The sequence below is a fragment of the Stappia sp. 28M-7 genome (genome assembly GCF_014252955.1).
Classification (GTDB): Bacteria; Pseudomonadota; Alphaproteobacteria; order Rhizobiales; family Stappiaceae; genus Stappia.
Window position 1 is genome coordinate 4340001 of record NZ_JACMIA010000001.1, and the last position, 24552, is coordinate 4364552.

The following is a 24552-nucleotide window of genomic DNA, read 5'->3' on the forward strand; positions in this document are numbered from 1 at the left end:
GGCGCGGATTCTTTTGAAAGGTTCGGGCCCGCCCGGGAGACCTTCTCCCGCCGGCCCCCTCAAGGATAGGCATCGCGCCGGGCGCCGGGGCAGGCGTATGGCTGCGAGAAGCAGGGACGGGCCGCGAAACGCGGCCCGCAAGAAGGAACGTAGCGGCTGCTGCGCCGACGGGCGCTGGCGGTGGCTTTCGAGCACGACGAGAAGGACGGAATGCATCTCGGCGCGACACACCGCAATTCTCTGGACCTTGGCGACGAACCGCCGCTCATGGTCCATGACGAGCGCGACCAGCTTCCCGACCGCCGCAGGGTCAGCCTGCGCTGGCTGACCGGCTCGGTCCTGACCGGTCTCACCTCGGTGACCCTGATGGGCGGTGCCCTGTTCGCGGCGCTCGACGGACAGTACCAGGTCTCCGCAGCCCCCTCGCGGGGCGACCAGCCGGAAGCGACGACCTCGCGCGTTGTCGGCGGCAACGGGTCCACCAAGGGCGACCGCGTCATTCGCGCCGCCGCGCAATATTCCAACCGGCATGTCATCCCGGTCTCGACCCTCAACCGCATCGACGGCCGCGATCATATCAAGCTGCGCCCCTATGCGCTGGTCACCGCGACGCTGGCCACCCGCGCATCGCGCGAGGCCTCGGAGGAGATCCCTCCGTTCAATCCGTTGCAGCTGTTCTCCGATGCCAACGTGATCCCGGCCCGCGCCGTCAGCGATGCCGTCTATGACGCCCGTGTCGAAGGCGAAGTGACGATCAGCACCCGGGACTTTCCGGTCGACAATCCCCTGGCCACCACCGATGGCGGCTATGAGGAGCTGGAGATCGAGCAGTTCGTGCGCCAGTCGGCACACTTCCTGTCGGGCAACGCGGTGAGCGATGCCAGCGGCCCGGTCATCGACCCCGGCCGGTTCGACTTCAACCTGGCGCAGCAACCCGAACTGTCGCGCCTCAGCGTTCGGATCACTCCGGAAAACGTCTCCTTCGTCTCCAAGAGCGAAGCCTCGGACATTTATGCCGGCATGGAAGAGAAGATCGTGCCGGTAACGGGCGAAGAGAGCTTCCAGGAAGAGCTGATGGCGAACTATGCCACGGAGGAGGAAGCGGCCAGCATCGTCGACGCCTTCGCCCGCGAGTTCGGGATCGAGAAGCTCGACATGGGCCAGCGGCTGCGCATCGCCCTTGCGCCGAGCCCGGACGAGACCGGCCGCTTGCAGCCGCAGCGCGTCAGCCTCTATGCCGATACCGAGCACCGCGCGACGATCGCCCGCTCAGACACCGGCGAGTTCGTCTCCGCGCAGGCACCCGACACGTTCCTGGCGGACGCCTTTGCCGAGGCCGACCGGGTCGGCTATGCCGGCACCACCCCGACCATCTACGACAGTCTCTACCAGACGGCCCTGGAGCAGGAGATGCAGCCGGAGATGATCTCCGATCTGGTGCGCATCTTCTCCTTCGACGTCGACTTCAAGTCACGGGTCAAGCCGGGCGATTCCTTCGAGGTCTTCTACGGGCTCGAACAGGACAGCGACAACGTTCCGGCCGAAATCCTCTATACGGCACTGACCACGCGCAGCACGGCGCGCCGCTTCTACCGCTTCCGCACGCCCGACGACGGCTTGGTCGACTTCTATGACGAGACAGGAAAGAGCGCGAAGAAGTTCCTGATGCGCAAGCCGCTGTCCGGCGGCCAGTATCGTTCCGGCTTCGGCATGCGCCGCCACCCGATCGTCGGCGTGATGCGGCTGCACAGTGGCGTCGACTGGTCGGCTCAGCGCGGAACGCCGATCATGGCCGCCGGCAATGGCGTCGTGACCAAGGCGCGGTGGGTCTCCGGTTATGGCCAGCGCATCGAGATCCAGCATGCCAATGGCTACGAGACCACCTACAGCCACCAGACGAGCTTCGCCGACGGCATCCGCGAAGGCGTCAAGGTGCGCCAGGGCCAGGTAATCGGCTATGTCGGCTCGACCGGCCTGTCGACCGGCCCGCACCTTCACTACGAGGTCAAGGTGAACGGCCGCTTCGTGAACCCGATGCGTATCCGCCTGCCGCGCGGCCGCGTGCTGGAGGGCGACCTGCTGGCGGCGTTCCACCGCGAGCGCGAGCGCATCGACGCACTTGTCGAGCGTGCCGCCGGCCCTTCGCGCATCGCTTCGGCCTCGGCCTCGGCGATCAACTGACGCTCGGCTCCGCTCCGCGAGCCCATGATCGAGACATGCAAAAAGGCCCGGGCATCGCTGCCCGGGCCTTTGTCTTTGGTGCGCCGTGGAACGACCGGTCAGGCCGCGGCGCTCGCCGATCCCGCCACCTCGAAGAGCAGGCGGTCGGATCCAGCGCTCGCTTCGACCGTCTGGCCGTCGGCAACACGCCCGCCCAGGATCATCTCGGCCAGCGGATCCTGCACCTCGCGCTGGATCACCCGCTTCAGCGGCCTTGCGCCATAGGCAGGGTCGTAGCCCTTCTCGGCCAGCCAGTCGCGGGCGCTGGCATCGAGCACCAGTCCGATCTTCCGGTCGGCAAGCAGCGTCTCCAGCCGCTTGAGCTGGATGTCGACGATCGCTGCCATCTGCGAGCGCTGCAGGCGGTGGAACAGGATCTGGTCGTCCAGCCGGTTGAGGAATTCCGGCCGGAACGACGAGCGCACCACAGCCATCACCTGGTCCCGCACCGCCGAGGAGTCTTCCCCGTCCGGCTGAGCCACCAGATACTCGGCCCCCAGGTTGGAGGTGAGAACGATCAGCGTGTTGCGGAAGTCGACCGTCCGGCCCTGGCCATCGGTCAGCCGCCCGTCGTCGAGCACCTGCAGCAGCACGTTGAACACGTCGCCATGGGCTTTCTCGATCTCGTCGAACAGCACGACCTGATAGGGCCTGCGCCGGACCGCCTCGGTCAGCGCGCCGCCCTCCTCATAGCCGACATAGCCGGGAGGTGCGCCGATCAGCCGGGAAACCGAGTGCTTCTCCATGTATTCCGACATGTCGAGGCGGACCATCGCCGTCTCGTCGTCGAACAAGAACTCGGCCAGCGCCTTGGTCAGCTCGGTCTTGCCCACGCCGGTCGGCCCGAGGAACAGGAACGAGCCGATCGGCCGGTTCGGGTCCTGCAGGCCTGCGCGCGCACGGCGCACGGCGGTGGACACCGCATGCACCGCTTCCTGCTGGCCGATGACGCGCCGTGCCAGCTCGTCTTCCATGCGCAGCAGCTTCTCGCGCTCGCCTTCCAGCATCTTGTCGACCGGGATGCCGGTCCAGCGGGAGACCACATGGGCCACATGGTCCGTGGTCACCGCTTCCTCGACCATCGCCCCATCGGTGCCGCCGCGCTCCTCGGCCTCGGCAAGGGCCCGCTCCAGCCCCGGAATGACGCCATAGGCGAGCTCGCCCGCCTTCGCCAGGTCGCCCTGACGCTGCGCCTTCTCCAGGTCGATGCGGGCCTGCTCCAGCTGCTCCTTGAGCTTCTGTTCGGACGACAGCTTCTCCTTTTCGCCCTGCCAGCGGGTGGTGAGGGCATCCGACTCCTCTTCCAGGTCCGCCAGTTCGCCTTCCAGCTTGTCCAGCCGGTCGCGGGCCGCCGGGTCGGTCTCCTTCTTGAGAGCCTCGCGCTCGATCTTCAGCTGGATGATCCGCCGGTCGAGCTCGTCCAGTTCCTCCGGCTTGCTGTCGACCTGCATGCGCAGGCGGCTCGCCGCCTCGTCGATGAGGTCGATCGCCTTGTCGGGCAGGAACCGGTCGGTGATGTAGCGGTTCGACAGGGTCGCGGCCGCCACCACGGCCGAATCCGTGATTCGCACCCCGTGGTGAAGCTCGTACTTCTCCTTGATGCCGCGCAGGATGGATATCGTGTCCTCCACCGTCGGCTCATCGACGAAGACGGGCTGGAAGCGCCGCGCAAGCGCTGCGTCCTTCTCCACATACTTGCGGTACTCGTCGAGGGTCGTGGCACCGACGCAATGCAGCTCGCCGCGCGCAAGCGCCGGCTTCAGCAGGTTGGAGGCATCCATCGCGCCATCCGCCTTGCCGGCACCGACAAGCGTGTGCATCTCGTCGATGAACAGGACGATGCCGCCGGCCGCCGACTGAACCTCGGACAGCACGGCCTTGAGCCGCTCCTCGAATTCGCCGCGATACTTCGCACCCGCGATCAGCGACCCCATGTCGAGCGCAAGCAGCTTCTTGTCCTTCAGGCTCTCCGGCACGTCGCCGTTGACGATTCGCAGTGCGAGCCCCTCGGCAATGGCCGTCTTGCCGACGCCCGGATCGCCGATCAGCACCGGGTTGTTCTTGGTCCGGCGCGACAGGACCTGCATGGTTCGCCGGATCTCGTCGTCACGGCCGATCACCGGGTCGAGCTTGCCGTCCCGGGCGACCTGCGTCAGGTCGCGCGCATATTTCTTCAGCGCGTCGTACTGCCCTTCCGCCGAGGCGCTGTCGGCCTTGCGCCCCTTGCGCAGGTCGTTGATCGCCTCGTTGAGCCGGACAGCCGTGACCCCGCCATCGGCGAGCGCCTTGCCGGCAGCGCTGTCCTTGATGATCGCCAGCGCGACCAGCAACCGCTCGACGGTGACATAGGAATCGCCCGCCTTCTCGGCGAGCTTCTCGGCCTGGTCGAACACCTGCGCCAGAGCCGGCGCCAGATACAGCTGACCGCCGCCGCCCGAGACCTTCGGGAGACCGGCAAGCGCCTTTTCGGTGGCTGCCAGCACGTCGCGCGAGCGCCCGCCCGAACGGTCGATCAGACCGGCCGCGAGCCCTTCGGGATCGTCGAGCAGAACCTTCAAGAGGTGTTCGGGCGTGAACTGCTGGTGAGACTGTCCCAGCGCCTGGGTCTGCGCCGACTGGACGAAGCCCCTCGCCCGTTCGGTGTATTTCTCGAAATCCATCATGACCTCCAGATCCGGCCGCCCCCCGCAGCGAAGCGGCCTTTTCGGAATGCGGACCCGTCATGGCATCCGCACGGCCCCTCAAGGGCCGTACCCAGCATATAGTGTTGCATTTCGAGCACAAAAGAGGGGGAGAGTGCGGATAGCTGCGCCGCAACGCAAAAGGGCCGCAGCATGGTGCCGCGACCCTTTCGAAACTCTGGCGTCAGGGAGCCCTGGCGTACCGGCGAGGGTCAAGCCTCTGTCGCGGCCGGCTCGGCTTCCGCCGGCTTTCGGCTGCGCGGAGCGCGCCGGGCCCGCGGCTTCTTCTCTTCGGCAGCTTCGCCGGAACCTTCGGCCTCGGCCGCAGGCTGGGCACTGCCGTTCGCCGCTTCGTCCGAAGCATCGCCTTCGCCCTGGGCGGTGCGGCTGCGGCGCAGACCACGACCACGAGCACCGCGCACACGGCGCCGGCTGCGGTCGTCGCCTTCGCCCTCGCCCTCGGTGCCGTCATCGTCGCTGTCGGCGCTCTCGCCGGGCAGCGACTTGCTGTTGATCACCGGAATGTCGTCGACGAAAGGCTGCGGAGCATCCACCGGCATCACCGACTTGCCCGAAGGGGCTGCCGCCTCACGATCCCGGTCGCGGCGCTCACCGCGGTCATGACGCTCGCCGCGCTCGCTGCGCTCGGTGCGATCATGACGCTCGGCGCGCTCCGCACGCTCGTTGCGCTCCTCGAGCTCGTCCGCCTCGTCCTCTGCCTCGTCGCCACGCGGCAGAACCACGGGCTGATGCATGCTCTGCTGAGCTGCGGCGATGATGCGCAGGTAATGCTCGGCGTGCTGGAGATAATTCTCGGACATCACGCGGTCGCCGGCAGCGGCGGCGTCGCGCGCCAGCTGCTGGTACTTCTCGGCGACATGGTGCGCGGTCCCGCGGATCTTCACATCGGGGCCGTTGGACTCATAGGTCCGCGAAAGCGGATTCGGTCCCTTGCGGCCACCACGACCGCGGATGCGCTTGTTGCTCTGATTTCCTGGTCTCATTCTGCCGTTAACTCTCAAGAACGGCGACCGGCAAATCCGGTCAGGAGTCCGGTCCACCATCGGGACCGGCGCCATGAAACGCAACTGCACAAGGCCTGTGTTGCGTGGGCCGATCAAGACAGACCTTCGGCGGGACGCGATACGACTGACGCCGTTCATTCCCGCTGGATTTTAAGGGTTCATCTTGAACAGACCGATGCCGAGCAACCCCGGGACCATCTGGTCCACCGGGCATCTTTGCCGACGGTTAGTTCCGTCGTGCGATGCGAGATCTGGCCGGAACGAAAACTATCGTACTGCCTACCCGTGGCTTCGAATGCCACCCCCGTCGGGTCTCGGCGAGGTGAACCTAGCCCTTTCCGCCAGGTTTTCCAAGCGTCTTTTTCACAAGCACTGTATCTGCCGCTATTTTGCAACACATGCTGCGCGCACAACCCGATCCTGCCCGGCAAGATCTTGAAATACTTGAATATCCTCAAGACCGGCCGATCTGGCCATTTCCGACACGGCCCCTGCCTGCGATGCACCGATTTCCAGAAAAAGCGGCGCGAATCGTCCAAGCAGTGCCCGCGTCTGAGGCAGGATCACCCGGTAGGCATCCAGACCATCTTCGCCGGCAAACAAGGCAGCGCGGGGATCGTGGTCCCTCACCTCTCGGGAGAGCTGAGATTCTTCCGTAAGGGAAATATAGGGCGGATTCGAGACAAGGAAATCCATGCCCGGCGCGAGCATCGAGGCAAAGTCTCCCAGACACGGCAGGAACCGCTCGCCGACGCCGTTCCGCACGGCGTTGTCGCGGGCCGTTGCCAGCGCCCCCGGCGCCATGTCCGTGGCCACGGCAACCGCGTTCGGCAGCTCGCTGAGCAGGGCGATGGCGATAGCCCCGCTTCCCGTGCCCAGATCCGCGAACCGGTAGGGATGCTCACGCCCCTGCGCGCCTGCGCACCAGTCGAGGACCGCCTCCACCAGGCGCTCGGTGTCGGGACGCGGCTCCAGCACGTCGCACGACAGGGCGAAGGTCAGCCCCCAGAATTCGCGAAGGCCCAGGATGCGGCCGACCGGCTCGCCAGCCAGCCGCCGGGCGATATGACTGAGCGCCCGCGCGAGCTCCTCGTCTGTGAGCTCGCGGTCGGGATCGGTAAGGGGAACGACCGGCTCCACACCGGCGGCTGCGGCAACCAGAAGCCGCGCGTCCAGCGCCGCCGTCTCCACGCCCGCCGCCACAAGGCGCGCCCGCGCCTCGCGGCAGAGCGCGCCGATCCGACGGTCGTCCGGACCTGCGCTCACAGTCCTTCCGCCGCCAGCAGGGTTGCCTGATGGTCGAGCGCCAGCGGCTCGATCACATCGTCCAGCGCCTCGCCGCTGACCACCTCGGGGAGCTTGTAGAGCGTCAGGCCGATCCTATGGTCGGTCACCCGGCCTTGCGGAAAGTTGTAGGTGCGGATGCGTTCGGACCGGTCGCCCGACCCCACCTGCAGCCGGCGCGCCTCGGTCCGCTCGCTCGCCAGCCTTGCGCGTTCCTCGTCGAAGATGCGGGCGCGCAGCAGCTGCAAGGCCTTGGCCTTGTTCTTGTGCTGCGAGCGCTCGTCCTGCACCGCCACCACGATGCCGGTCGGCATATGAGTGATGCGCACGGCCGAATCGGTGGTGTTGACGTGCTGGCCGCCGGCGCCCGAGGCGCGGAACGTATCGATGCGCAGATCCGCATCGTTGATCTGGACGTCGACGTCCTCGGCCTGCGGCAACACCGCCACCGTCGCCGCCGAGGTGTGGATGCGCCCGCCCGATTCCGTCTCCGGCACGCGCTGCACCCGGTGGACGCCCGATTCGAACTTCAGCCGGGCGAAGACCTGGTCGCCGGTCACCGACGCGATCACTTCCTTGAAGCCGCCAACCTCGCCCTCGCTCGCCGAAACGATCTCGACCTTCCAGCCTTTCAGCTGCGCATAGCGCTGATACATGCGGAAAAGATCGCCGGCAAAGAGCGCCGCCTCGTCGCCGCCGGTTCCAGCCCGCACCTCGAGGATGACGTTGCGATCGTCCGCCACATCCTTGGGCAGAAAGCCGATGCGGACCTCCTGCGCCAGCGCCTCGACGCGTTCGCGCAAGTCGTCCAGCTCGAGCTCGGCAAGCTCGCGCATTTCCGCATCCGCCGCCGGATCGGTAAGCATCGCCTCCACGCCCGCCAGCTCTTCCTCGGCCTTGCGCAGCGCCGTGATCCGCGCGGCCAGCGGCTCCAGTTCGGCATAGTCGCGCGACAGGCGGACATAGGTCTGCGGGTCCGGATTCTGGCTCATCCGGTATTCGAGTTCGGCGACGCGCGTCAGCAGCGCATCCAGTTTTTCCGCCGGGATCATGGCGTTACGATCCTCAAGGTTCGGGAAAAGAAGCCCTTGCGGGCAAGGCAGGCCCTTCGGGGAGGCAGCCTCGCTACAAGGCAACGTCCGTGTCGGACGCAAAGGCGCGCAGGAAGCCACGGATATCGGCGGCGGCCGCCGGCTCGTCGAGACGCGGCAGCAGGCGCGTCGCCAGCCGGCCGACATCGAGCGTGCGGACCATCGCCTTTACCGGGCCGAGAGCCGACGCCGACATCGAAAGGCTGCGATAGCCCAGCGCCGCGAGCGCCATCGCCTCCAGCGGCCGTCCGGCGATCTCGCCGCACAGCGTGACCGGGGTGGCATAGGCCTTGGCCTTGTCGACGATATGCTTCAGCGCCCGCAGGAAAGCAGGGCTCATCGTGTCAAAGCGGCCCGCAACCCGGGTGTTGCCCCGGTCGACGGCACTGAAGAACTGGAACAGATCGTTCGAGCCGATCGAGACGAAGTCCACCGCCTGGAACAGCTCGTCGAGCTGGTAGAGGAGCGAAGGCACCTCGATCATCACCCCGAGCATCAGCCGCTCGGGAACCGGATAGCCGTGGCGGCGCAGGTGCTTCATCTCGCGCTCGACCACGCCGCGGGCGCGGTGGAACTCGGCAACCTCGGTCACCATCGGGAACATCAGCTTCAGATCGCGCCCGGCAGCGGCATGCAGCAGGGCCCGGACCTGGGTGCGCAGGATCCCCGGACGATCAAGGCCGAAGCGGATCGCCCGCCAGCCCATGGCCGGGTTCTCTTCCTGGATCGCCCGCAGGTAAGGCAGTACCTTGTCGCCGCCGATATCCAGCGTGCGGAAGGTCACGGGCCGTCCACCCGCTGCATCCAGCACCTGGCGGTAATAGTCGCGCTGCTCGCTCATCCGCGGAAAGGCGGAGGCGACCATGAACTGCAGCTCGGTGCGGAACAGCCCGACGCCGCTCGCCCCCGATTCGGCAACCGCCGGCAGGTCGACCAGCAGGCCGGCATTCAGCTGCAGCGAGACATCCACCCCGTCGCGGCTGATCGAGGGCTTGTTGCGCAGCCGCCGGTACTGGGCCTGCCGGCGAGCGCGGAAGCGGACCTTCTCCGCATAGGCATTCTCGATGTCGGTTGCCGGCCGCAGATGCACCTGGCCGCTCTCGCCGTCGACGATGATCGGATCGCCGGCCTCGGCGAGGCTGACGAGATTGTCCGCAAGTCCCACCGCCGCGATGCCCAGGGCCCTCGCGACGATGGTGACATGGCTGGTGGGACCGCCCTCCTCCAGCGCGATGGCGCGCACCCGGTCGCGGCCGTAGTCGAGCAGCTCCGCCGCGCCCATGTTGCGGGCGATGATCACCGCGTCCTGCGGCAGGCTCTCCGACAGCGGCCCGTGCTGGCGGCCCATGAGCTCGCGGATCAGACGATGCGCGAGATCGTCGAGATCGTGCAGACGCTCGCGCAGATAGGGGTCGGTCTGGCGCAGCATGCGCGCGCGCGTGTCCGACTGCACCTTCTCCACCGCCGCCTCTGCGGTCAGGCCGTTGTTGATCGCTTCCTCGATCTTCCGGATCCAGCCCCGGTCATGGGCGAACATCCGGTACGCCTCGAGCACGTCGCGATGCTCGCCGTGCTGGGCGAAGTCGCCGGAATTCAGCAGATCGTCGAGCGAGATCCGCAGCCGGTTGATAGCCCGCTCCAGCCGCTCCAGCTCGGCGCCCGCATCCTCGGCGATCAGATTGGTGACCACGACGCGCGGCTCGTGCAGCACCACATGGCCAAGGCCCACGCCGTCGGACAGGGCAACGCCCTGGAAATGCATGGGACGGGTCAGGTCGAGCTTGGTGCCTTGCTGGACGATGGCTTCCAGCTCGCCGGCGGCGACCATCTCGGCGATCACCATCGCCGTGGTCTGCAGCGCCTCCACCTCGTCCTCGAAATAGGTCCGGTGCGACTGGTTCTGGACGACGAGCACGCCGAGCGTCCGCCCGGCGCGCAGGATCGGCACGCCGAGGAAGGAGTTGTAGGCCTCCTCACCCGTTTCCGGGCGATAGGCAAAGGCGGGATGCGCCTGGGCGTTCGGCAGGTTGAGCGGCCGCGCATCGGCGGCGATGAGGCCGACAAGGCCTTCGCCGACCTTCAGGCTGGTCTTGTGGACGGCATCGCGGTTGAGGCCCTCGGTGGCATAGAGCTCGAGGACGCCATCGGCACGCAGGATATAGACCGAGCAGACCTCGGCCACCACGTTGGCCGCGATCAGGACTACGATCTTGTCGAGCCGCTCCTGTGCGTTGATCGGCTCCGCCATGACCTCGCGGAGGCGCCGCAACAGCACGCGCGGCCCTGCGAGAGTGCTCCGCATCACCCGTCAGATCCTTTCCGCACCACCGTCATGGGCCCGCGGGCCCGAAGGCCCGCGTCGCGAGGCGGCAGGTGCCGCGGATCGCTTACCCGTCCAGATCGTATAGCGAATGGAGAGTCCGCACCGCAAGCTCGGTATAGGCGGAATCGATGAGAACCGAGATCTTGATCTCCGACGTCGTGATGGCGCGGATGTTGATTCCCTTCTCGGCAAGGCCCTGGAAACAGCGCGCGGCGATGCCCGCATGCGAGCGCATGCCGATGCCGATCACCGACACCTTGACCACGTCGCGCGCGCCCTCGACCGCCTGGTAGCCGATCAGGTCCTTCTTGTCGCGCAGCACCGAAAACGCGCGGTCGTAGTCGCTTTCCGGCACCGTGAAGGTGATGTCGGTGGTGCGCCCGTCCGGCGAGATGTTCTGGACGATCATGTCGACATTGATGTTGGCATCGGCCAGCGAGCCGAACACGGCACTGGCGACGCCGGGCTTGTCGGCCACGTTGCGGATGGAAATCTGCGCCTCGTCCTTCGCGAAGGCGATGCCGGTTACGACTTGCTGTTCCACGATCTCGTCCTCGTCGCAGATGAGTGTTCCCGGGGGCAGGCCGCCCGCGCCGAGCTGCGGCGCATCCGGGTCGTCGAAGCTGGAGCGCACGAAGGTGCGTACTCCGTGTACCATGGCCATCTCGACCGAGCGCACCTGCAGCACCTTTGCGCCGAGCGACGCCATTTCGAGCATTTCCTCGAAGGCGATGCGCTCCAGGCGGCGTGCACGGGGCACGATGCGCGGATCGGTGGTGTAGACGCCGTCGACATCGGTGTAGATGTCGCAGCGGTCGGCACGGATGGCCGCGGCCAGCGCAACCGCGCTGGTGTCGGAGCCGCCGCGCCCGAGCGTCGCGATGCGGTTGTCCGGGGCAACGCCCTGGAAACCGGCGACCACGGCCACCTGACCCTTTTCCAGCCGCTCGATCAGCTTGCCGCCGTCGATATCCGTGATACGGGCGGCGCCATGCTGGGAATCGGTCTTAAGCGGGATCTGCCAGCCCTGCCAGGACCGGGCCTCGACGCCCATGTCCTGCAGCACGATGGCCAGAAGGCCGCTCGTCACCTGCTCGCCGGACGACACCACCGCATCGTATTCGCGGGCGTCGTGCAGCAAGGAGGCCTCGCGGCACAGGCCGACCAGCTTGTTGGTCTCGCCCGACATGGCGGAGACGACGACCGCCACCTGATGGCCGGCGTCGACCTCCCGTTTCACATGCCGCGCCACATTGCGGATGCGTTCGAGATTTGCGACGGACGTGCCGCCGAACTTGAGAACCAGACGGGCCATGAGCTGTGTTAAGTCGTCTTCGAGAAGGTGAAGGTCGGCCGCCGGGACAGCGGGCCGGATCGGGCGACATCCATACAGACTGCGGCCCGCCGCCGCAACTGCCACGCTTGACAAAGAGCCTGCGACACTTGACCAAACCTTCGGGGAAAACCGAAAGGACAGCAGCATGAGCGCCGCAGAAACCGTCGCCGGCGGATCCGGCACCACGATCGATGATGCCGAGGTCGCCCGTTTCTCGGCCATGGCCGCCGAATGGTGGGATCCGGCAGGCAAGTTCCGCCCGCTGCACAAGTTCAATCCGGTGCGCCTTGCCTATATCAAGCGCCAGGTCTGCGCCCATTTTGGCCGCGACGAAAAGGCGCCGGATGCCTTTGCCGGACTGCGCCTGCTCGATATCGGCTGCGGCGGCGGCCTGCTCAGCGAGCCGATGGCCCGTCTCGGCGCGCAGGTGACCGGGGCCGACGCCTCGGCCACCAATATCGAGGTGGCAAAGATCCACGCCGCGAGCTCCGGCCTTGCCATCGACTACCGCGCCACCACGGCGGAAGCTCTGGCGGCGGCAGGCGAGCAATTCGATGTCGTCCTCAACATGGAAGTGGTCGAGCACGTCGCCGACGTGCAGCTCTACCTCGACGCCTGTGCGCAGCTGGTGAAGCCGGGCGGGCTGATGTTCGTCGCCACGATCAACCGCACGCTGAAGGCCTACGCCCTGGCGATCATCGGCGCGGAAGTCGTCCTGCGCTGGCTGCCGCGCGGCACCCACACCTACGAGAAGCTGGTGCGCCCGCAGGAACTGCTGGAGCCGCTGGCGGCGGCCGGCCTGCAGGAGATGGAGCGTTGCGGCGTCTCCTTCGATCCCCTGCGCGACCGCTGGCAGGAAACATCGGACACCGACGTCAACTACATGATGCTCTTCTCGCGGCCGGCCTGACGCCTCGCCGCTGACCGGCCGACACAAGGACACAGCCGATGGATCCCCTCGTTCTCGTTCCCGGTCTGCTTTGCACCGAGGCGCTGTTTGCACCGCAGATCGGCGAGCTGGCGCGCGACGGGGTCCAGGTGCAGGTCGCCGATCACCGGCAGGACGAGACGATCGCGGCCATCGCCACCCGGCTGTTGGCCGAGGCACCGCCCCGGTTCGCTCTCGCCGGCCTGTCGATGGGCGGATACGTCGCGATGGAGGTGATGCGCCGGGCGCCCGACCGGGTGACGCGGCTGATGCTGCTGGATACCTCGGCTCGGGCCGACACCGCCGAGCAGACGGCGAACCGCCGCCGCCTGATGGCCCTTGCCGAAAGCGGCAAGTTCGACCAGGTGACGCCGTCGCTGTTTCCGCTCTTCGTGCATGAGGACAGACAGGACGATTCCGCGCTGCGCGCGCTCGTCATGCAGATGGCGGCAGCAACCGGTCCCGGCGCCTTCGTACGGCAGGAAAAGGCCATTCTGGCCCGCGAGGATTCGCGTCCCTTCCTCGGTGCCATCGCCTGCCCGACCACCATCGTCGTTGGTACGGGCGACCGGCTGACACCGCCGGAGTTGGCGCGCGAGATGCAGAACCTGATCCCGCGCGCCCGTCTCGAGACGGTGGTCGGCGCGGGACATCTTCCCACGCTCGAGGCACCGGACGCCGTCACCGGCCTGATGCGCACCTGGCTGGGCGCCTGACCGGCCGGACCGGGTCCTAGTTGCCGGCCGCGGCCGCCTCGAGCCCGGCGATGTCCATCTTGACCATGGACAGCATGGCTTCCGAAACCCGCTTCACGACCGCCGGATCGGGATCGTCCATCAGTTCTCGGAGCCGTCGCGGCGTGATCTGCCAGCTGAGGCCCCAGCGGTCGCGCAACCAGCCGCACTGTTCGATCTCGCCCCCTTGCGAGAGCCCGTCCCACAGGCGGTCGATCTCGGCCTGATCCTCGCACTCCACCATCACCGAGAACGTGTGGTTGAAGCCCCAGGGCGCGGCCGCCTCGAAAGCCCTGTAGCGCTGGTCGCCGAGCCGGAAGGCGGCGATCTTCACGCTGCCGGGCGGGCCCGATGGCGATTCCGCCTGCAGTGCCGATGTCCATTCGATTGCCGAGCCGGGAATCAGCCGGGTGTAGGTTTCAAGCGCCCCGGCCATGTCCTCCCGGAACCAAAGATGCTGGATGATCGTCGCCATGGCCTCCTCCGAGCCGTTGGATGAAAGCGCCTTGCGCCCGCCGCCGGCCGGCATGCGAGCGCAAGGCCAGGTCGTCACGCGTCGAGGATCGGCGCGAAGCCGCCGAAGATCATCCGCTTGCCGTCGAAGGGCATGGTGTCGCCCATCTCCTTCATGCGCGGATCGCTCATCATCTTCTGGACCGCGGCGTCGCGGATCTCCTTGGACGGATATTCGATCCAGCTGAACACGACGATCTCGTCTTCCGTCGCTTTCACGGCGCCCCGGAAATCCGTGACCTTGCCGTCCGGCACATCGTCGCCCCAGCACTCGACCACGCGGCTGGCGCCGAATTCGCGGAACAGTGGGGCAACCTTCGCCGCCAGCTTCAGATAGCTGTCCTTGTTGGCCGCCGGTACCGCGACCACGAAACCATCGACATACCCCATTGCAACCATATCCGTGTCTCCCGTTTGTTTGCTCGTTGGGGGAATTTCCAGGAAACGGTCAGCCGCCTACGATTGCGCCAGCGCCGCCTGATCCATCCAGTAAAGTTCGAAGATGTGGCCGTCCGGGTCTTCGCAGCTGCGGCCATACATGAACCCGTGATCCTGCACCGGCCCCGGGTCTGCCCGCCCTCCGGCCGCGACCCCGGCGGCCACCAGCGCATCCACCTCGTCGCGGCTACCGACGGACAGTGCGAACAGGCCCTGCACCTGGGTGCGGGCATCGATGATGGCTTTGTCGGTGAAGTCCGAGAACCGCTCGTGCGTCAGCAGCATCACCACGAAGCTGTCCGAATGGACCATCGCCGCCGCCCGATCGTCGGAAAACTGCATGTTCTGCGTCGCGCCCAGCGCCTGGTGGAACCCGATGGCAGCGCCGAGATCGGATACCGGCAGGTTGAGAAACATCATCTTGGTCACGCAGAATTCCTTATTTTGCCGCTTCGCACGGCACCATGCTTGCGAAGCCTGTGAACAAACGCATCCGGAGTGTCGGATTCGCTTGACTAAAAGGTTGATATCAACATATTTAGATCATGTCAAACAGGCTACCCTTCGAAACGACGATAGAGGTGCGCGACACCTGCCTGTGCCTGCACGCACAGCGGGCCGCGCGGGCGCTTGCGCGCCGCTTCGACGAGGCTCTGAAGCCCTTCGGCCTCACCAACGGACAGTTTTCGCTGCTGATGTCGCTGAACAGGCCCGACCCGCCGCCGCTCGGCCCGGTCGCACGCCTTCTGGCGATGGACCGCACGACGCTGACCGCCGCGCTCAAGCCGCTGGAGCGCAACGGCCTCGTCGCCTCCCGTCCCGATCCGAAGGACCGGCGCAGCCGGCTGCTGATCCTCACCGAAAAGGGGCACGAGACCTTGATCGCCGCGGTCCCCGTCTGGCGTTCGGTCCATGCGGAGATCGACGCGTCGCTACCCGGCGACGGGCCGGATCAGGCGCGCAGGTTGCTGGGGGCTCTGGGAAATATCGGAAGCTAGGAGAAACCGTGCACAAGGCGCGATCCGTACAGGACCGTCAGTTCCGGTCCTCGGGCAACACCGGCAGCGGCAATACCGGAATGCCTTCTTCCAGCAACTCGCCGACATCCTCGCGCGAGGCCGCGCCGAAGATGCCGCGCGCTTCCGCCTCGCCATAGTGGATCTTGCGCGCCTCTTCCGGAAAGGCTGTCCCGACATCCTCGGCATTGGCGGTCAGTTCCGCCCGCAGTGCCCGCAGCTTCTCCATCAGCGCCGCCTGCTCCGGCGAGCGCGCGGCGGCGATCGCCGGCACCTGTGCCGGCTCCGCCCCTTCTGCCGCGGCCGCCTGCCGCACGGAGGCCGCCGCCTTCTCGACCCGCGCCTCCTTGCTGCGCGAGGTGGAGACAGCCGGCGCCATCAACGCCTTGTCGACGTCGCTGGACCCGCAGGCCGGGCAGGCAAGAAAGCCGCTTGCCTTCTGCTTCTCGAAGTCCTCAAGCCCGCGAAACCAGCCCTCGAACGCATGACCGGCCTTGCAGCACAGCGCGTAGCGGATCACTCGGCAGCCTCCGTCCTGGCCGTGCCGCCCTGCGGGGCGACAACGGTGAAGGTCCGCTGGTTGGCGATGGCCGGGATCCGCTGGCGCGCCTCATCGGCTTTCTCGAGCTCGAGCGTGGCCAGCGCGTAGCCCGGCTCGTCGCCATCCACCTCGGCGATCACCTCGCCCCAGGGCGCGACGATCAGGCTGTGGCCGTAGGTCTCGCGCCCGTCCTCGTGGCGGCCGCCTTGCGCAGCCGAGACCACGAAGGCGCCGTTCTCGATCGCCCGCGCCCGCTGCAGCACATGCCAATGCGCTTCGCCCGTCTGCCGGGTAAAGGCGGCCGGCGCGGTGAGCACCCGCGCGCCCGCGCCCGCCTGGGCACGGAACAGGGCCGGAAAACGAATGTCGTAGCAGATGCCGAGCCCGACCAGCGTGCCGGCGGCCGGCACCACCAGGGCCTCGCCGCCCGGCTGGTACGTTGCCGATTCGCGCCAGCTCTCGCCGTTGGGCAGATCGACGTCGAACATGTGGATCTTGTCGTAGCGGGCAAGCATTGCCCCGTCGGACCCGAACAGGAACCCGCGATTGGCAGCCTTTTCCGCGCCCGTGCGGATCGCCAGCGAGCCGATATGCAGCACGATGCCGAGCTCGGCGGCCAGCGCCGAGAAGGCGGCAACGGACGGATCCTCGGCCTCAGGCGAAATCTTGGCGAAAAGATCCGCCCGGCTGCGCTCCAGCAGGTTGGTCATTTCCGGCGTCTGGACATAGGTAGCGCCGTCCGCCGCGGCCTGCCGTATCAGCTGCGTTGCCGCGTCGATATTGGCCGCAACGTCCCGCCCGCTGCGCATCTGGATCACAGCCGCGACGACTGTGCCGCCCGTTGCCTTGCTCATGACGTCCGTCCCGTTCTCGGTCTTCCGGTTTTCGTGCCCGGCGCGACTCAGTTCGCCGCGAGCAACGCGTCGAGCCGGCCTTCGCGCTCCAGCGCCATCAGGTCGTCGCAGCCGCCGACATGGGTATCGCCGATGAAGATCTGCGGAAAGGTCGTGCCGCCGCGCCCGGTGCTGGCCCGCTGGATCATCTCCTTGCGCAGCTCCGGGCTGTAGGTGGCGTCGAACTCGCGAAACGCCACCTCCTTCTTCTGCAGGAGCTGCTTGGCCATGGCGCAATAACCGCACAGCTGCCGCGTATAGATCTCCACTGCCATGATATCCGTCCTGCCGTCCCCAAGCTTGCGCGCCGACTGCATCCTTGCGAAGCCGGCACGGGTTTTCCTCCCTTGCATATATTGACCATTTCGCGTTCGCCGCAAGTCGTCAGCCGAGCGGGGTGTCCGCCCCCGCATGCGCGAAGACCATGACATCCACGGCCGCCGCGCCCTCGCGCAGCAAGGCGCGGGTCGCCGCGCCGACCGTCGCGCCCGTCGTGTAGACGTCGTCGACCAGCACCACCCGCCGCCCGGAGATCGCCATCAGCCCTTCCAGCGTGAGCGTAAAGGCGCCGCTGACATTGCGCGCCCGCGCCGCCGCATCCAGCCCGACCTGCTGCCGGGTACGCTTGCTCCGGACCAGCGCCTGCGGCGCGACCTCCAGCCCCACGGCCCGGCCCATCTCGCGCGCCAGCAGTCCGGACTGATTGTAGCGCCGGCCCCACAGCCGCAGGCGGTGCAACGGCACCGGCACGATCACGGGCGGCCCTGCCTCGTCTTCGCGCGGCGCAAGCAGTTCGCTGCCCGCCCGCGCCATCCACTGCCCCATGGCACCGGCCATGGACGGCCGGTCGTAATATTTCAGCCGCGACACCAGCACCCGCGCCGGCCCCTCATAGGCCGCAACGGCCCGCAGCCGGTCGAAGGCCGGCGGCCGCGCGATTGCCTGCGGCGACAGGGCGCCGGGTCCAAGATCATAGGCGAAGGGCAGACCGAGACGCTCGCACCAGGGCGGCGCCAGGAACGGCATCCCGTCCCAGCATGACGGGCAGAGCGTCGCCTCCTGCCCGACGATGGCATCGCAGGCAAGGCATGTCGGCGGCAACAGAAGATCCAGCACGCGCCGCCCGGCGGCAGCGAAGGCGCCCGCCACAGCCTTGCCGCCGACCCGCCTGCCGATCCGGTCGCCGTCTGCTATCGCTTCGCTGCCCGCCATTCTCCCGCCTGCCTTGCCGCCCGAGCTTTTCCGGCACAAGTGAACGCGCAAGCGGCGCGCAATGCAATCGAAACGCGAACCGGCTTCTGGCCCTTTGGAAGCAAACACGCCGCCCCCTTGATCCCTCGCCCTTCCCGGCGCTACCAGTGGCACGCTGCCGACGTGGCGGCCGGGCCACCCGCACAGGACTTGAACAGCCGTGTCACACAGCCAGCGACCTGAGATCTTCGACCGGCGCCTGTTCGCCCGCCGCCGCGCCCGCGCGCTGGAGCGCCTTGCCGCCACCTCGGGCGATGCGGATTTCCTGCTGGCCAATGCTGCGACGGACCTCGGCGAACGGCTGGCCGCGGTCAGCCGCGACTTTCCGCTTGCCGTCGATCTCGGCGGCCATCGCGGCCATGTCTCGGCGGCCCTTGCCGCTTCGGGCCGGGTCGGCGCCGTGCTGCGCGCCGATCTTCTGGTCGAGGACCGCTCGGTGCCGGGTGCTGCGCTCGTCGCCGACGACGCCTTCCCGCCCTTTGCCGATGCCTCGCTCGATCTCGTCGCCTCGGCCCTGTCGCTGCATCTCGTCAACGACCTGCCCGGCGCGCTGATCCAGATCCGACGGACCCTGCGCCCGGACGGCCTGTTCCTTGCCAACCTGCTCGGCGGCGACACGCTGTTCGAGCTGAAGGACGCTTTCATGCTGGCAGAGCTGGAAACGCTGGGAGGGGCGACGCCCCATGTCGTTCCCTTCGCCGATACGCGCGCGCTCGGCGCGCTGCTGCAGCGTGCGGGCTTTGCCCTGCCGGTTGCCGATGTCGACCGCCTGACGGTGCGCTACGCCGACATGTTCGCCCTCATGCGCGACCTGAGGGCGATGGGCGCGGCCAACATTCTTGCCGACCGCAGCCGCGCGCCGCTGTCGCGTGCCACTCTCGCGCGCGCCGCAGAAATCTATGCCGAGCGCCACGCCGACCCGGACGGGCGGATCCGTGCCACGTTCGATCTCGTCTCCTTGTCGGGATGGGCGCCGCACGAGAGCCAGCAAAAGCCGCTGAAGCCGGGATCGGCCAGGACGAGCCTTGCCGACGCCCTGTCGGTCATCGACGCGGAGCGCAAAAACAACGACCCGCAGCCGGATTGACGGCGCGGGTCTTTCGTTCGTCGAAACGCGGGCGGGGCTTGCGCGGCCGCATCGCGGCGACCGGCGGCCCTGATCAGATGTTGGAGATGGCGGAGGCGACCACCGCGAACACATCGTCTCCCAGCACCCCCTGGATGCTCAGCAGCGCTCCGATGATCGCAAAGGAGACGAGCCCCATGATGAGGCCGTATTCGATTGCGGTGGCGCCCGCCTCGTCGCGGCGCATGGTGCCCGCGAGGTCGGCGAACTGGTCGCTACGATCGCGCAACTTGTCGAACTGTCCGTGCATCTGCCGCGTCCCGTGCTGACTGCGTCAACGGTGGCGGCTGCGGATCTTCCGCTTGTCAGGCCAGATCGATCAGATGCGGGATCAGGGGTTCGTCCGCCGGCGGCATCGGATAGTCCCGAAGCCTCACCGCTCTCACCCACTTGATCGCCTGACCTTCCCGGCCCGCCACCGTGCCCGACCATCGTCGGCATACGAAAAGTGGCATCAGCAGGTGAAATTCCTCATAAGCGAAACTGGCGAATGTGAGAGGTGCGAGGCACTCTTTCTTAACCGTGATACCGAGCTCTTCCGCCAATTCGCGGATGAGCGCTTCCTCCGGACGCTCGCCCGGCTCGACCTTGCCGCCGGGAAATTCCCACAAGCCGGCCATCGCCTTGCCCTCGGGTCGCTGGGCGATCAGAACGCGGTTGTCGGCATCGAGCAGCGCGCAGGCCGCGACAAGCAAAAGTTTCATCCGTTTCCCCGTTCCGTTTCGGGACGCTGCCGCAAGGTTTTGCTCACCATGCCGGACGCTTCCTGCGGCACGCGGTAGTGATAGCCGTAGCCGTGACGAAAGCCCATCCGCCGATAGAGCGCTCGCGCCGGCTCGTTTTCCGCCGTCACCTGGAGCCAGGACAGCCGGCAGCCGCGCGCCGCGCCCTCGGCAAGGCAGCGGGCAACGAGCCGGGCGCCAAGCCCCTGGCGGCGGGCTTCCGGCCGCACCGCCAGATCGTAGATGCCGAGCATGCCGCGCTCGGCAACCGCCAGCACCACGCCGAGCGGTGCCCCGGTCTCGTCCTCGGCAAGGAAGGTCAGCCGCGCGACCGCGACCCGGCCCAGTGCATCGGACAGCCGTTGCAGGGCGGCGCCCGTCGCCGCCTCCGCCCGCGTGCCGCCGATCGTGCCGAAGGCGGTGATGAAGGCATCGAGATCGACGGGCCGGATGCCGTCGGCTCCCTCCCCCGCATCGATGCCGGCCGGTAAAGCGTCCTGATCGCGCACCCAAACATCCGCATCGCCCGCGCGCGTCCAGCCCTCGCTGTCGGCGATCTCCGCAAGTGCCAGTGGCGTCAGGGGCGTATGGCGCAGATGGAACGGCACGCCGTTGCGGGCATAGAGCACCTGCATTTCGGCAAGCCGGTGCCGCGCCTCCCTCCCGTCGAGCGGGTCCATCACGTTGAGCGAGTTCACCCGCCGGGCCGGATTGCCGGGAGAAAGCCGTGCCACCCAGGCCCCGTCGACAACGCTGCGCTCGCTCGGGAAGCCGTTGAGATTGGCTTCCTCGAGCGCCTTGAGCCTTGCAAGGTCCAGCGAAGGGGCGTCACCCGGCATGCCAGGCGTCCGCCTCAGGACCGGTAGTCGCCGTTGATCGCGACATATTCCTTGGTGAGATCGCAGGTCCAGACCGTGGCCTCGCCCTCGCCCAGACCCAGATCGACGCGGATCGCGATCTCCTCCTCGCGCATGGCGGCGGAGGCAGCGTCTTCCGAGTAGCCCGGGTCGCGCTCGCCGTCGACGGCCACGCGCACATCGCCGAACCAGATCGCCAGCCGGTCGCGGTCGGCCGGCTCGCCGGCCTTGCCCACCGCCATGACGATGCGGCCCCAGTTGGCGTCCTCGCCGGCGATTGCGGTCTTCACCAGCGGCGAATTGGCGATGGAAAAACCGATGCGCTTGGCCGAGGCGTCGCTTTCCGCCCCCGTCACGGTGACGGAGACGAACTTGCGTGCGCCCTCGCCGTCCTTGACGATCCAGTGCGCGAGTTCGCGCATCAGCTCGCCGAGCGCCTGGCGGAAACCGGCAAGCCGGGGATCGTCCGCCCGCTCGACCCGCTCGCCGCCGGCCTTTCCGGTCGCGAACAGCAGCACGGTGTCGGAGGTGGAGGTGTCGCCGTCGATGGTGATGGCGTTGAAGGTGCCCCCGACCTGCTCCGACAGGAGCTCCTGCAGGACGGGCGCGGCAATCGGCGCATCGGTGAAGAGGAAGGAGAGCATCGTCGCCATGTCGGGGGCGATCATGCCCGCGCCCTTGGCGATGCCGTTGAGCGTGACGGTCTGGCCGCCGAGATCGACGCTGCGCGAGGCAGCCTTGGGGAACGTGTCCGTCGTCATGATGGCGCGCGCCGCGCCCTGCCAGTCGCCGGCTTCCGCATCGCTGACCAGCGCGTCGACGACGCCGGCGAACTTCTCCGCCGGCAGCGGCTCGCCGATCACGCCGGTGGAGGCGAGGAACACCTCGCCCATGGCGCAGCCGGCGGCTTCTGCCACATAGCGGGCCGAAAGCTCCGTCGCTTCGCGGCCCTTGCGTCCGGTGAACGCGTTGGCATTGCCGGAATTGACCAGGAGCGCGCGGGCGCGGCCGCCGGCGAGATTGTCGCGGCACCAGTCGACCGCGGCCGACGGGCAGCGCGACTTGGTGAACACGCCGGCGACATCCGCGCCCTCGTCGAGCAGCACCATCAGGACGTCGGTGCGGCCCTTGTACTTGATCCCGGCCTGCGCCGTTGCGAAGCGCACGCCGGCGACAGCGGGCAGCGCCGGATAGGATTTCGGGGCGAGCGGCGAGACGGCCGTGGACATCGGTCACTCCCATGAAAAGCGGGCCGGAAAGACTGTCGCGAGCCTTGCCCCATCGCTACCGCTCGCGCAAGCCCTATCCTGCCGACGGCTTGCGAACCGGGTGGAGGAAGGCGGAAAAGCGCCGGTGCAGGAAGGGGATGAGCCCCCAGACCATGGTCACGACCACGACCGGAACGATCACCAGCGTCTGCTGCCAGAACGTCCAGCCGCGGGTCAGCGGCGCGACCAGATAGAGCAGCGCCGTCACCAGCGGATAGACGCCGGCAAAGACCAGCACAGCAAAGCGGGGGCGCGACAGGATGCGCGGCGCGATGGCCGCAGCGTCTGACGCGCCCGCAGCAGGCGACTGGGGAGAAAGGGCGGAAGCAAGCGGTGTGGACATCGGGCAGGTCTCCTGGTTCGCGGGCCCTCGCAATGAGCCGCCCGGCCGGAACGGTCCGGAGAAGGCAGCTCCGTCGCCGGGGCAGGCGGGCAGCCCCCCCGCGATCGGCTAGAATATACGAAACGACCCGTTTCGTTTCGCATTATCTAAACGGGCCGTTTCGTTTAGTCAAGCCCTGTGCTAAGGCTCAAATCAACAAGAGAGCCGCATGACCAGCGCGCCTTTTCGAGGCGCCGCCAGGACGGCGGGCGAATGACGGGACGCTTGAGGAAACCGGATGGGGGATCACGACATGACGGACGACGAGGCGAAGGGCGCCGCCGGGACCCGCGCCGGCGACGCATCGCCCCCTGCCCGCCCCTCGACCGGAGCACGGCGCAATCCGGCGAGCGCCGATGCGATCCGCCAGGCCGCCGCCGACATTCTCGCGGAAGAGGGCTATGCGCGCTTTTCCATCGAGGCGGTCGCCCGCCGGGCGCGGGCCGGCAAGCCGACGATCTATCGCTGGTGGCCGAGCAAGGCGGCCCTGCTGCTCGACGTCTATCACCGCCAGAAGCACGGTGTCGTCGCGCCCGACACGGGCGATCTGGTGGAAGACCTGACCGCCTTTCTCGACTCGCTCTTCCGTCACTGGCGCGATACGCCGACGGGTCCGGTCTTCCGCTCGGTCATCGCCGAGGCCCAGAGCGAGGAAAGCGCCGCCGAGGCGCTCGGCGCCTATATGGAAGAGCGCTTCGCCCATTCCGCGCAGATGATCGAGCGCGCCCGCCAGCGCGGCGAGATCGGCGCCCATGTCGACCCGCGCCTCGCCATCGAGCTGGTGGTCAGCTTCGCCTGGTGCCGACTGCTGACCGGGCGGCTGGATATGGAAACGGCCGCCCTGAGGGCGGCCGTCTGCCTGTTCGTGGAAGGTTGGCGCGCGGCACCGGCAAGGCCGGCCTGACGCCAGATCCGGCTTACTCGGCCTTCGGCGCCTCGGCCGGAGCCTCGCCGGCTTCGGCCGGGGCTTCCTCGGCCATCACCTCGATGGTGGTCTTGGCCTTCAGGTCTGCCAGCACCTCGGCATAGCGGGCGCGCAGCAGCTGCTGGCGCAGCTGGTCGCGCACATCGGCCAGCGCCGGCGCCGGCTGCTTGCGGGCCTCCTCGACCTTGATCACGTGCCAGCCGAACTGGGTCTCCACCGGCTCCTTGGTATAGGCGCCGACCTCAAGCGCGAAGGCCGCGTCCTCGAATTCCTTGACCATGCGGCCGCGGGTGAAATAGCCGAGGTCGCCGCCATTGGGGCCGGACGGACCGGTCGACTTGGCCTTCGCCACGTCCGCGAAATCGGCGCCGCCGTCGAGCTCGGCGATCACCGCCTCGGCCTCTTCCTTGGTCTTCACCAGGATGTGGCGGGCCTTGCGCTCGTCCTCGCCCTCGAAATTGGCGAATTCCTTGTCATAGGCTTCCTGCACCGCCTCGTCGGTGATCTTGCCCTCGATCTCGCGGGCGAGATAGGCGTTGCGCAGCGCGCGCATGGTCAGGAACTCGACCTGGCGCTTGAACGCCTCCTCGTCCTGAATGCCTGCTTCGCGCGCGGCATTGGCCAGGACATTCATGTCGACGACCACATCGGTCAGGATCTTGCGCCACTGGGTCGGCGGCACCTGGGAGAGCTGATCCGCGAAATCCTGCGAGGCAAAGGCGATGTCCGCCTCCGTCACTTCGGTGTCGCCGACCTTGGCGACCACGTCGCCCGGCTCCTGCGCCAGCGCGCCGGAAGTGGCCAGGCCGCCGGCCAGGAGCGCGGCAAGCGCGGTGCGGCGCGCCGTTGCGGCAAAAAAGCGTGTCATGCTCTGTTTCCCTGTTATCTCGTGTTCTGGCGGGCGCCTCTACGGCAGTCCGCCTCTCGCCGGTCGCCCGTGCGCCCGCCGACAGACGGTTTGCGCGACGTTGACAACCTCCGGACCCCCTCTTATCTGT

Annotated in this window: 25 protein-coding genes; 6 read left to right on the forward strand and 19 right to left on the reverse strand. The window is 67.7% G+C overall.

Annotated elements, in window-relative coordinates; all coding sequences use genetic code 11:
- Positions 1 to 180 precede the first annotated feature (180 nt).
- On the forward strand, positions 181 to 2181 hold the full coding sequence (locus H7H34_RS19470) for a M23 family metallopeptidase (protein ID WP_208996835.1): 2001 nt from the start codon (positions 181 to 183) through the stop codon (positions 2179 to 2181).
- Between the two features lie 98 nt (positions 2182 to 2279).
- On the opposite strand, the gene clpB is transcribed toward H7H34_RS19470, so the two are convergent.
- The 6 genes from clpB to H7H34_RS19500 all read right to left on the reverse strand — a co-directional run bounded on the left by clpB (position 2280) and on the right by H7H34_RS19500 (position 11939).
- Positions 2280 to 4880 carry an ATP-dependent chaperone ClpB gene (clpB, locus tag H7H34_RS19475; protein ID WP_120270247.1) on the reverse strand — a complete coding sequence of 867 codons (2601 nt, stop codon included), beginning with the start codon at positions 4878 to 4880 and terminating at the stop codon, positions 2280 to 2282.
- A 233-nt stretch (positions 4881 to 5113) separates the two neighbouring features.
- The gene (locus H7H34_RS19480; protein ID WP_185926160.1) at positions 5114 to 5905 is read right to left on the reverse strand and encodes a DUF4167 domain-containing protein; all 792 of its coding nucleotides are present in this window, start codon (positions 5903 to 5905) and stop codon (positions 5114 to 5116) included.
- 405 nt (positions 5906 to 6310) lie between these two features.
- A complete protein-coding gene (gene prmC / locus H7H34_RS19485) occupies positions 6311 to 7192 on the reverse strand; it encodes a peptide chain release factor N(5)-glutamine methyltransferase (RefSeq protein ID WP_371811430.1) in 882 nt (293 codons plus the stop codon).
- Entirely contained in the window at positions 7189 to 8262 is a 1074-nt protein-coding gene (prfA, locus tag H7H34_RS19490; RefSeq protein ID WP_185926161.1) for a peptide chain release factor 1, read from the reverse strand. Before prfA ends, prmC begins: the two co-directional genes overlap by 4 nt.
- Before the next feature lie 73 nt (positions 8263 to 8335).
- A complete protein-coding gene (gene ptsP, locus H7H34_RS19495; protein ID WP_185926162.1) occupies positions 8336 to 10603 on the reverse strand; it encodes a phosphoenolpyruvate--protein phosphotransferase in 2268 nt (755 codons plus the stop codon).
- Positions 10604 to 10688: 85 nt separating this feature from the next.
- On the reverse strand, positions 10689 to 11939 hold the full coding sequence (locus H7H34_RS19500) for an aspartate kinase (RefSeq protein WP_120270178.1): 1251 nt from the start codon (positions 11937 to 11939) through the stop codon (positions 10689 to 10691).
- A gap of 166 nt (positions 11940 to 12105) precedes the next feature.
- Between H7H34_RS19500 and ubiG the strand changes: the two genes are divergently transcribed.
- Positions 12106 to 12870, forward strand: coding sequence for a bifunctional 2-polyprenyl-6-hydroxyphenol methylase/3-demethylubiquinol 3-O-methyltransferase UbiG (gene ubiG, locus H7H34_RS19505; protein ID WP_120270177.1), 765 nt, complete (start codon positions 12106 to 12108; stop codon positions 12868 to 12870).
- Between the two features lie 38 nt (positions 12871 to 12908).
- Positions 12909 to 13604 (forward strand): alpha/beta fold hydrolase, encoded by a 696-nt coding sequence (locus tag H7H34_RS19510; protein WP_185926163.1) that lies wholly within the window; start codon positions 12909 to 12911, stop codon positions 13602 to 13604.
- Positions 13605 to 13620: 16 nt separating this feature from the next.
- Here H7H34_RS19510 and H7H34_RS19515 read toward each other — a convergent pair whose 3' ends face one another.
- The 3 genes from H7H34_RS19515 to H7H34_RS19525 form a co-directional block, all read right to left on the reverse strand.
- On the reverse strand, positions 13621 to 14097 hold the full coding sequence (locus H7H34_RS19515) for a VOC family protein (protein WP_185926164.1): 477 nt from the start codon (positions 14095 to 14097) through the stop codon (positions 13621 to 13623).
- Between the two features lie 74 nt (positions 14098 to 14171).
- Positions 14172 to 14525 carry a DUF1428 domain-containing protein gene (locus H7H34_RS19520; protein ID WP_120270175.1) on the reverse strand — a complete coding sequence of 118 codons (354 nt, stop codon included), beginning with the start codon at positions 14523 to 14525 and terminating at the stop codon, positions 14172 to 14174.
- A 66-nt stretch (positions 14526 to 14591) separates the two neighbouring features.
- Complete coding sequence (locus H7H34_RS19525; protein WP_120270174.1) at positions 14592 to 15002, reverse strand: VOC family protein; 411 nt, start codon at positions 15000 to 15002, stop codon at positions 14592 to 14594.
- 116 nt (positions 15003 to 15118) lie between these two features.
- Between H7H34_RS19525 and H7H34_RS19530 the strand changes: the two genes are divergently transcribed.
- Positions 15119 to 15571, forward strand: a complete 453-nt coding sequence (locus H7H34_RS19530; RefSeq protein WP_185926165.1) for a MarR family winged helix-turn-helix transcriptional regulator — start codon at positions 15119 to 15121, stop codon at positions 15569 to 15571.
- 37 nt (positions 15572 to 15608) lie between these two features.
- On the opposite strand, the gene H7H34_RS19535 is transcribed toward H7H34_RS19530, so the two are convergent.
- The 4 genes from H7H34_RS19535 to H7H34_RS19550 all read right to left on the reverse strand — a co-directional run bounded on the left by H7H34_RS19535 (position 15609) and on the right by H7H34_RS19550 (position 18217).
- Positions 15609 to 16109, reverse strand: coding sequence for a DUF1178 family protein (locus H7H34_RS19535; RefSeq protein WP_185926166.1), 501 nt, complete (start codon positions 16107 to 16109; stop codon positions 15609 to 15611).
- The gene (locus tag H7H34_RS19540) at positions 16106 to 16984 is read right to left on the reverse strand and encodes a carbon-nitrogen hydrolase family protein (RefSeq protein ID WP_120270171.1); all 879 of its coding nucleotides are present in this window, start codon (positions 16982 to 16984) and stop codon (positions 16106 to 16108) included. The genes H7H34_RS19535 and H7H34_RS19540 overlap by 4 nt, the downstream gene beginning before the upstream one ends.
- A gap of 47 nt (positions 16985 to 17031) precedes the next feature.
- The gene (gene grxC, locus H7H34_RS19545) at positions 17032 to 17301 is read right to left on the reverse strand and encodes a glutaredoxin 3 (protein ID WP_067224747.1); all 270 of its coding nucleotides are present in this window, start codon (positions 17299 to 17301) and stop codon (positions 17032 to 17034) included.
- Positions 17302 to 17407: 106 nt separating this feature from the next.
- The gene (locus H7H34_RS19550) at positions 17408 to 18217 is read right to left on the reverse strand and encodes a ComF family protein (RefSeq protein ID WP_371811456.1); all 810 of its coding nucleotides are present in this window, start codon (positions 18215 to 18217) and stop codon (positions 17408 to 17410) included.
- Between the two features lie 217 nt (positions 18218 to 18434).
- Between H7H34_RS19550 and H7H34_RS19555 the strand changes: the two genes are divergently transcribed.
- A complete protein-coding gene (locus H7H34_RS19555; protein WP_185926168.1) occupies positions 18435 to 19361 on the forward strand; it encodes a methyltransferase domain-containing protein in 927 nt (308 codons plus the stop codon).
- A gap of 73 nt (positions 19362 to 19434) precedes the next feature.
- Here the strand turns inward: H7H34_RS19555 and H7H34_RS19560 are convergent, their stop codons facing one another.
- The 5 genes from H7H34_RS19560 to H7H34_RS19580 form a co-directional block, all read right to left on the reverse strand.
- A complete protein-coding gene (locus H7H34_RS19560) occupies positions 19435 to 19650 on the reverse strand; it encodes a Flp family type IVb pilin (RefSeq protein WP_245165134.1) in 216 nt (71 codons plus the stop codon).
- A 55-nt stretch (positions 19651 to 19705) separates the two neighbouring features.
- Positions 19706 to 20104 (reverse strand): 8-oxo-dGTP diphosphatase MutT, encoded by a 399-nt coding sequence (mutT, locus tag H7H34_RS19565; protein WP_120270169.1) that lies wholly within the window; start codon positions 20102 to 20104, stop codon positions 19706 to 19708.
- A complete protein-coding gene (locus H7H34_RS19570) occupies positions 20101 to 20961 on the reverse strand; it encodes a GNAT family N-acetyltransferase (RefSeq protein WP_185926169.1) in 861 nt (286 codons plus the stop codon). Before H7H34_RS19570 ends, mutT begins: the two co-directional genes overlap by 4 nt.
- Positions 20962 to 20975: 14 nt before the next feature.
- On the reverse strand, positions 20976 to 22208 hold the full coding sequence (gene argJ, locus H7H34_RS19575) for a bifunctional glutamate N-acetyltransferase/amino-acid acetyltransferase ArgJ (protein ID WP_185926170.1): 1233 nt from the start codon (positions 22206 to 22208) through the stop codon (positions 20976 to 20978).
- 73 nt (positions 22209 to 22281) lie between these two features.
- Complete coding sequence (locus H7H34_RS19580) at positions 22282 to 22590, reverse strand: putative antibiotic biosynthesis monooxygenase (RefSeq protein ID WP_245165135.1); 309 nt, start codon at positions 22588 to 22590, stop codon at positions 22282 to 22284.
- Positions 22591 to 22867: 277 nt separating this feature from the next.
- Between H7H34_RS19580 and H7H34_RS19585 the strand changes: the two genes are divergently transcribed.
- Positions 22868 to 23533, forward strand: coding sequence for a TetR/AcrR family transcriptional regulator (locus H7H34_RS19585; protein ID WP_245165137.1), 666 nt, complete (start codon positions 22868 to 22870; stop codon positions 23531 to 23533).
- A gap of 13 nt (positions 23534 to 23546) precedes the next feature.
- Here the strand turns inward: H7H34_RS19585 and H7H34_RS19590 are convergent, their stop codons facing one another.
- Entirely contained in the window at positions 23547 to 24422 is an 876-nt protein-coding gene (locus tag H7H34_RS19590; RefSeq protein ID WP_185926171.1) for a peptidylprolyl isomerase, read from the reverse strand.
- Positions 24423 to 24552 lie beyond the last annotated feature (130 nt).

Excerpts from the sequence above, each read along its gene's own strand:
- H7H34_RS19500 (WP_120270178.1), bottom strand. The coding sequence starts at position 11,939 with ATGGCCCGTCTGGTTCTCAAGTTCGGCGGCACGTCCGTCGCAAATCTC.
- ptsP (WP_185926162.1), bottom strand. The coding sequence starts at position 10,603 with ATGCGGAGCACTCTCGCAGGGCCGCGCGTGCTGTTGCGGCGCCTCCGC.
- H7H34_RS19580 (WP_245165135.1), bottom strand. The coding sequence starts at position 22,590 with ATGTCCACACCGCTTGCTTCCGCCCTTTCTCCCCAGTCGCCTGCTGCG.
- mutT (WP_120270169.1), bottom strand. The coding sequence starts at position 20,104 with ATGAAACTTTTGCTTGTCGCGGCCTGCGCGCTGCTCGATGCCGACAAC.
- H7H34_RS19515 (WP_185926164.1), bottom strand. The coding sequence starts at position 14,097 with ATGGCGACGATCATCCAGCATCTTTGGTTCCGGGAGGACATGGCCGGG.
- prfA (WP_185926161.1), bottom strand. The coding sequence starts at position 8,262 with ATGATCCCGGCGGAAAAACTGGATGCGCTGCTGACGCGCGTCGCCGAA.
- H7H34_RS19560 (WP_245165134.1), bottom strand. The coding sequence starts at position 19,650 with ATGCACGGACAGTTCGACAAGTTGCGCGATCGTAGCGACCAGTTCGCC.
- H7H34_RS19480 (WP_185926160.1), bottom strand. The coding sequence starts at position 5,905 with ATGAGACCAGGAAATCAGAGCAACAAGCGCATCCGCGGTCGTGGTGGC.
- argJ (WP_185926170.1), bottom strand. The coding sequence starts at position 22,208 with ATGTCCACGGCCGTCTCGCCGCTCGCCCCGAAATCCTATCCGGCGCTG.
- H7H34_RS19590 (WP_185926171.1), bottom strand. The coding sequence starts at position 24,422 with ATGACACGCTTTTTTGCCGCAACGGCGCGCCGCACCGCGCTTGCCGCG.
- H7H34_RS19510 (WP_185926163.1), top strand. The coding sequence starts at position 12,909 with ATGGATCCCCTCGTTCTCGTTCCCGGTCTGCTTTGCACCGAGGCGCTG.
- H7H34_RS19570 (WP_185926169.1), bottom strand. The coding sequence starts at position 20,961 with ATGCCGGGTGACGCCCCTTCGCTGGACCTTGCAAGGCTCAAGGCGCTC.
- H7H34_RS19540 (WP_120270171.1), bottom strand. The coding sequence starts at position 16,984 with ATGAGCAAGGCAACGGGCGGCACAGTCGTCGCGGCTGTGATCCAGATG.
- H7H34_RS19530 (WP_185926165.1), top strand. The coding sequence starts at position 15,119 with ATGTCAAACAGGCTACCCTTCGAAACGACGATAGAGGTGCGCGACACC.
- H7H34_RS19520 (WP_120270175.1), bottom strand. The coding sequence starts at position 14,525 with ATGGGGTATGTCGATGGTTTCGTGGTCGCGGTACCGGCGGCCAACAAG.
- H7H34_RS19585 (WP_245165137.1), top strand. The coding sequence starts at position 22,868 with ATGGGGGATCACGACATGACGGACGACGAGGCGAAGGGCGCCGCCGGG.
- ubiG (WP_120270177.1), top strand. The coding sequence starts at position 12,106 with ATGAGCGCCGCAGAAACCGTCGCCGGCGGATCCGGCACCACGATCGAT.
- clpB (WP_120270247.1), bottom strand. The coding sequence starts at position 4,880 with ATGGATTTCGAGAAATACACCGAACGGGCGAGGGGCTTCGTCCAGTCG.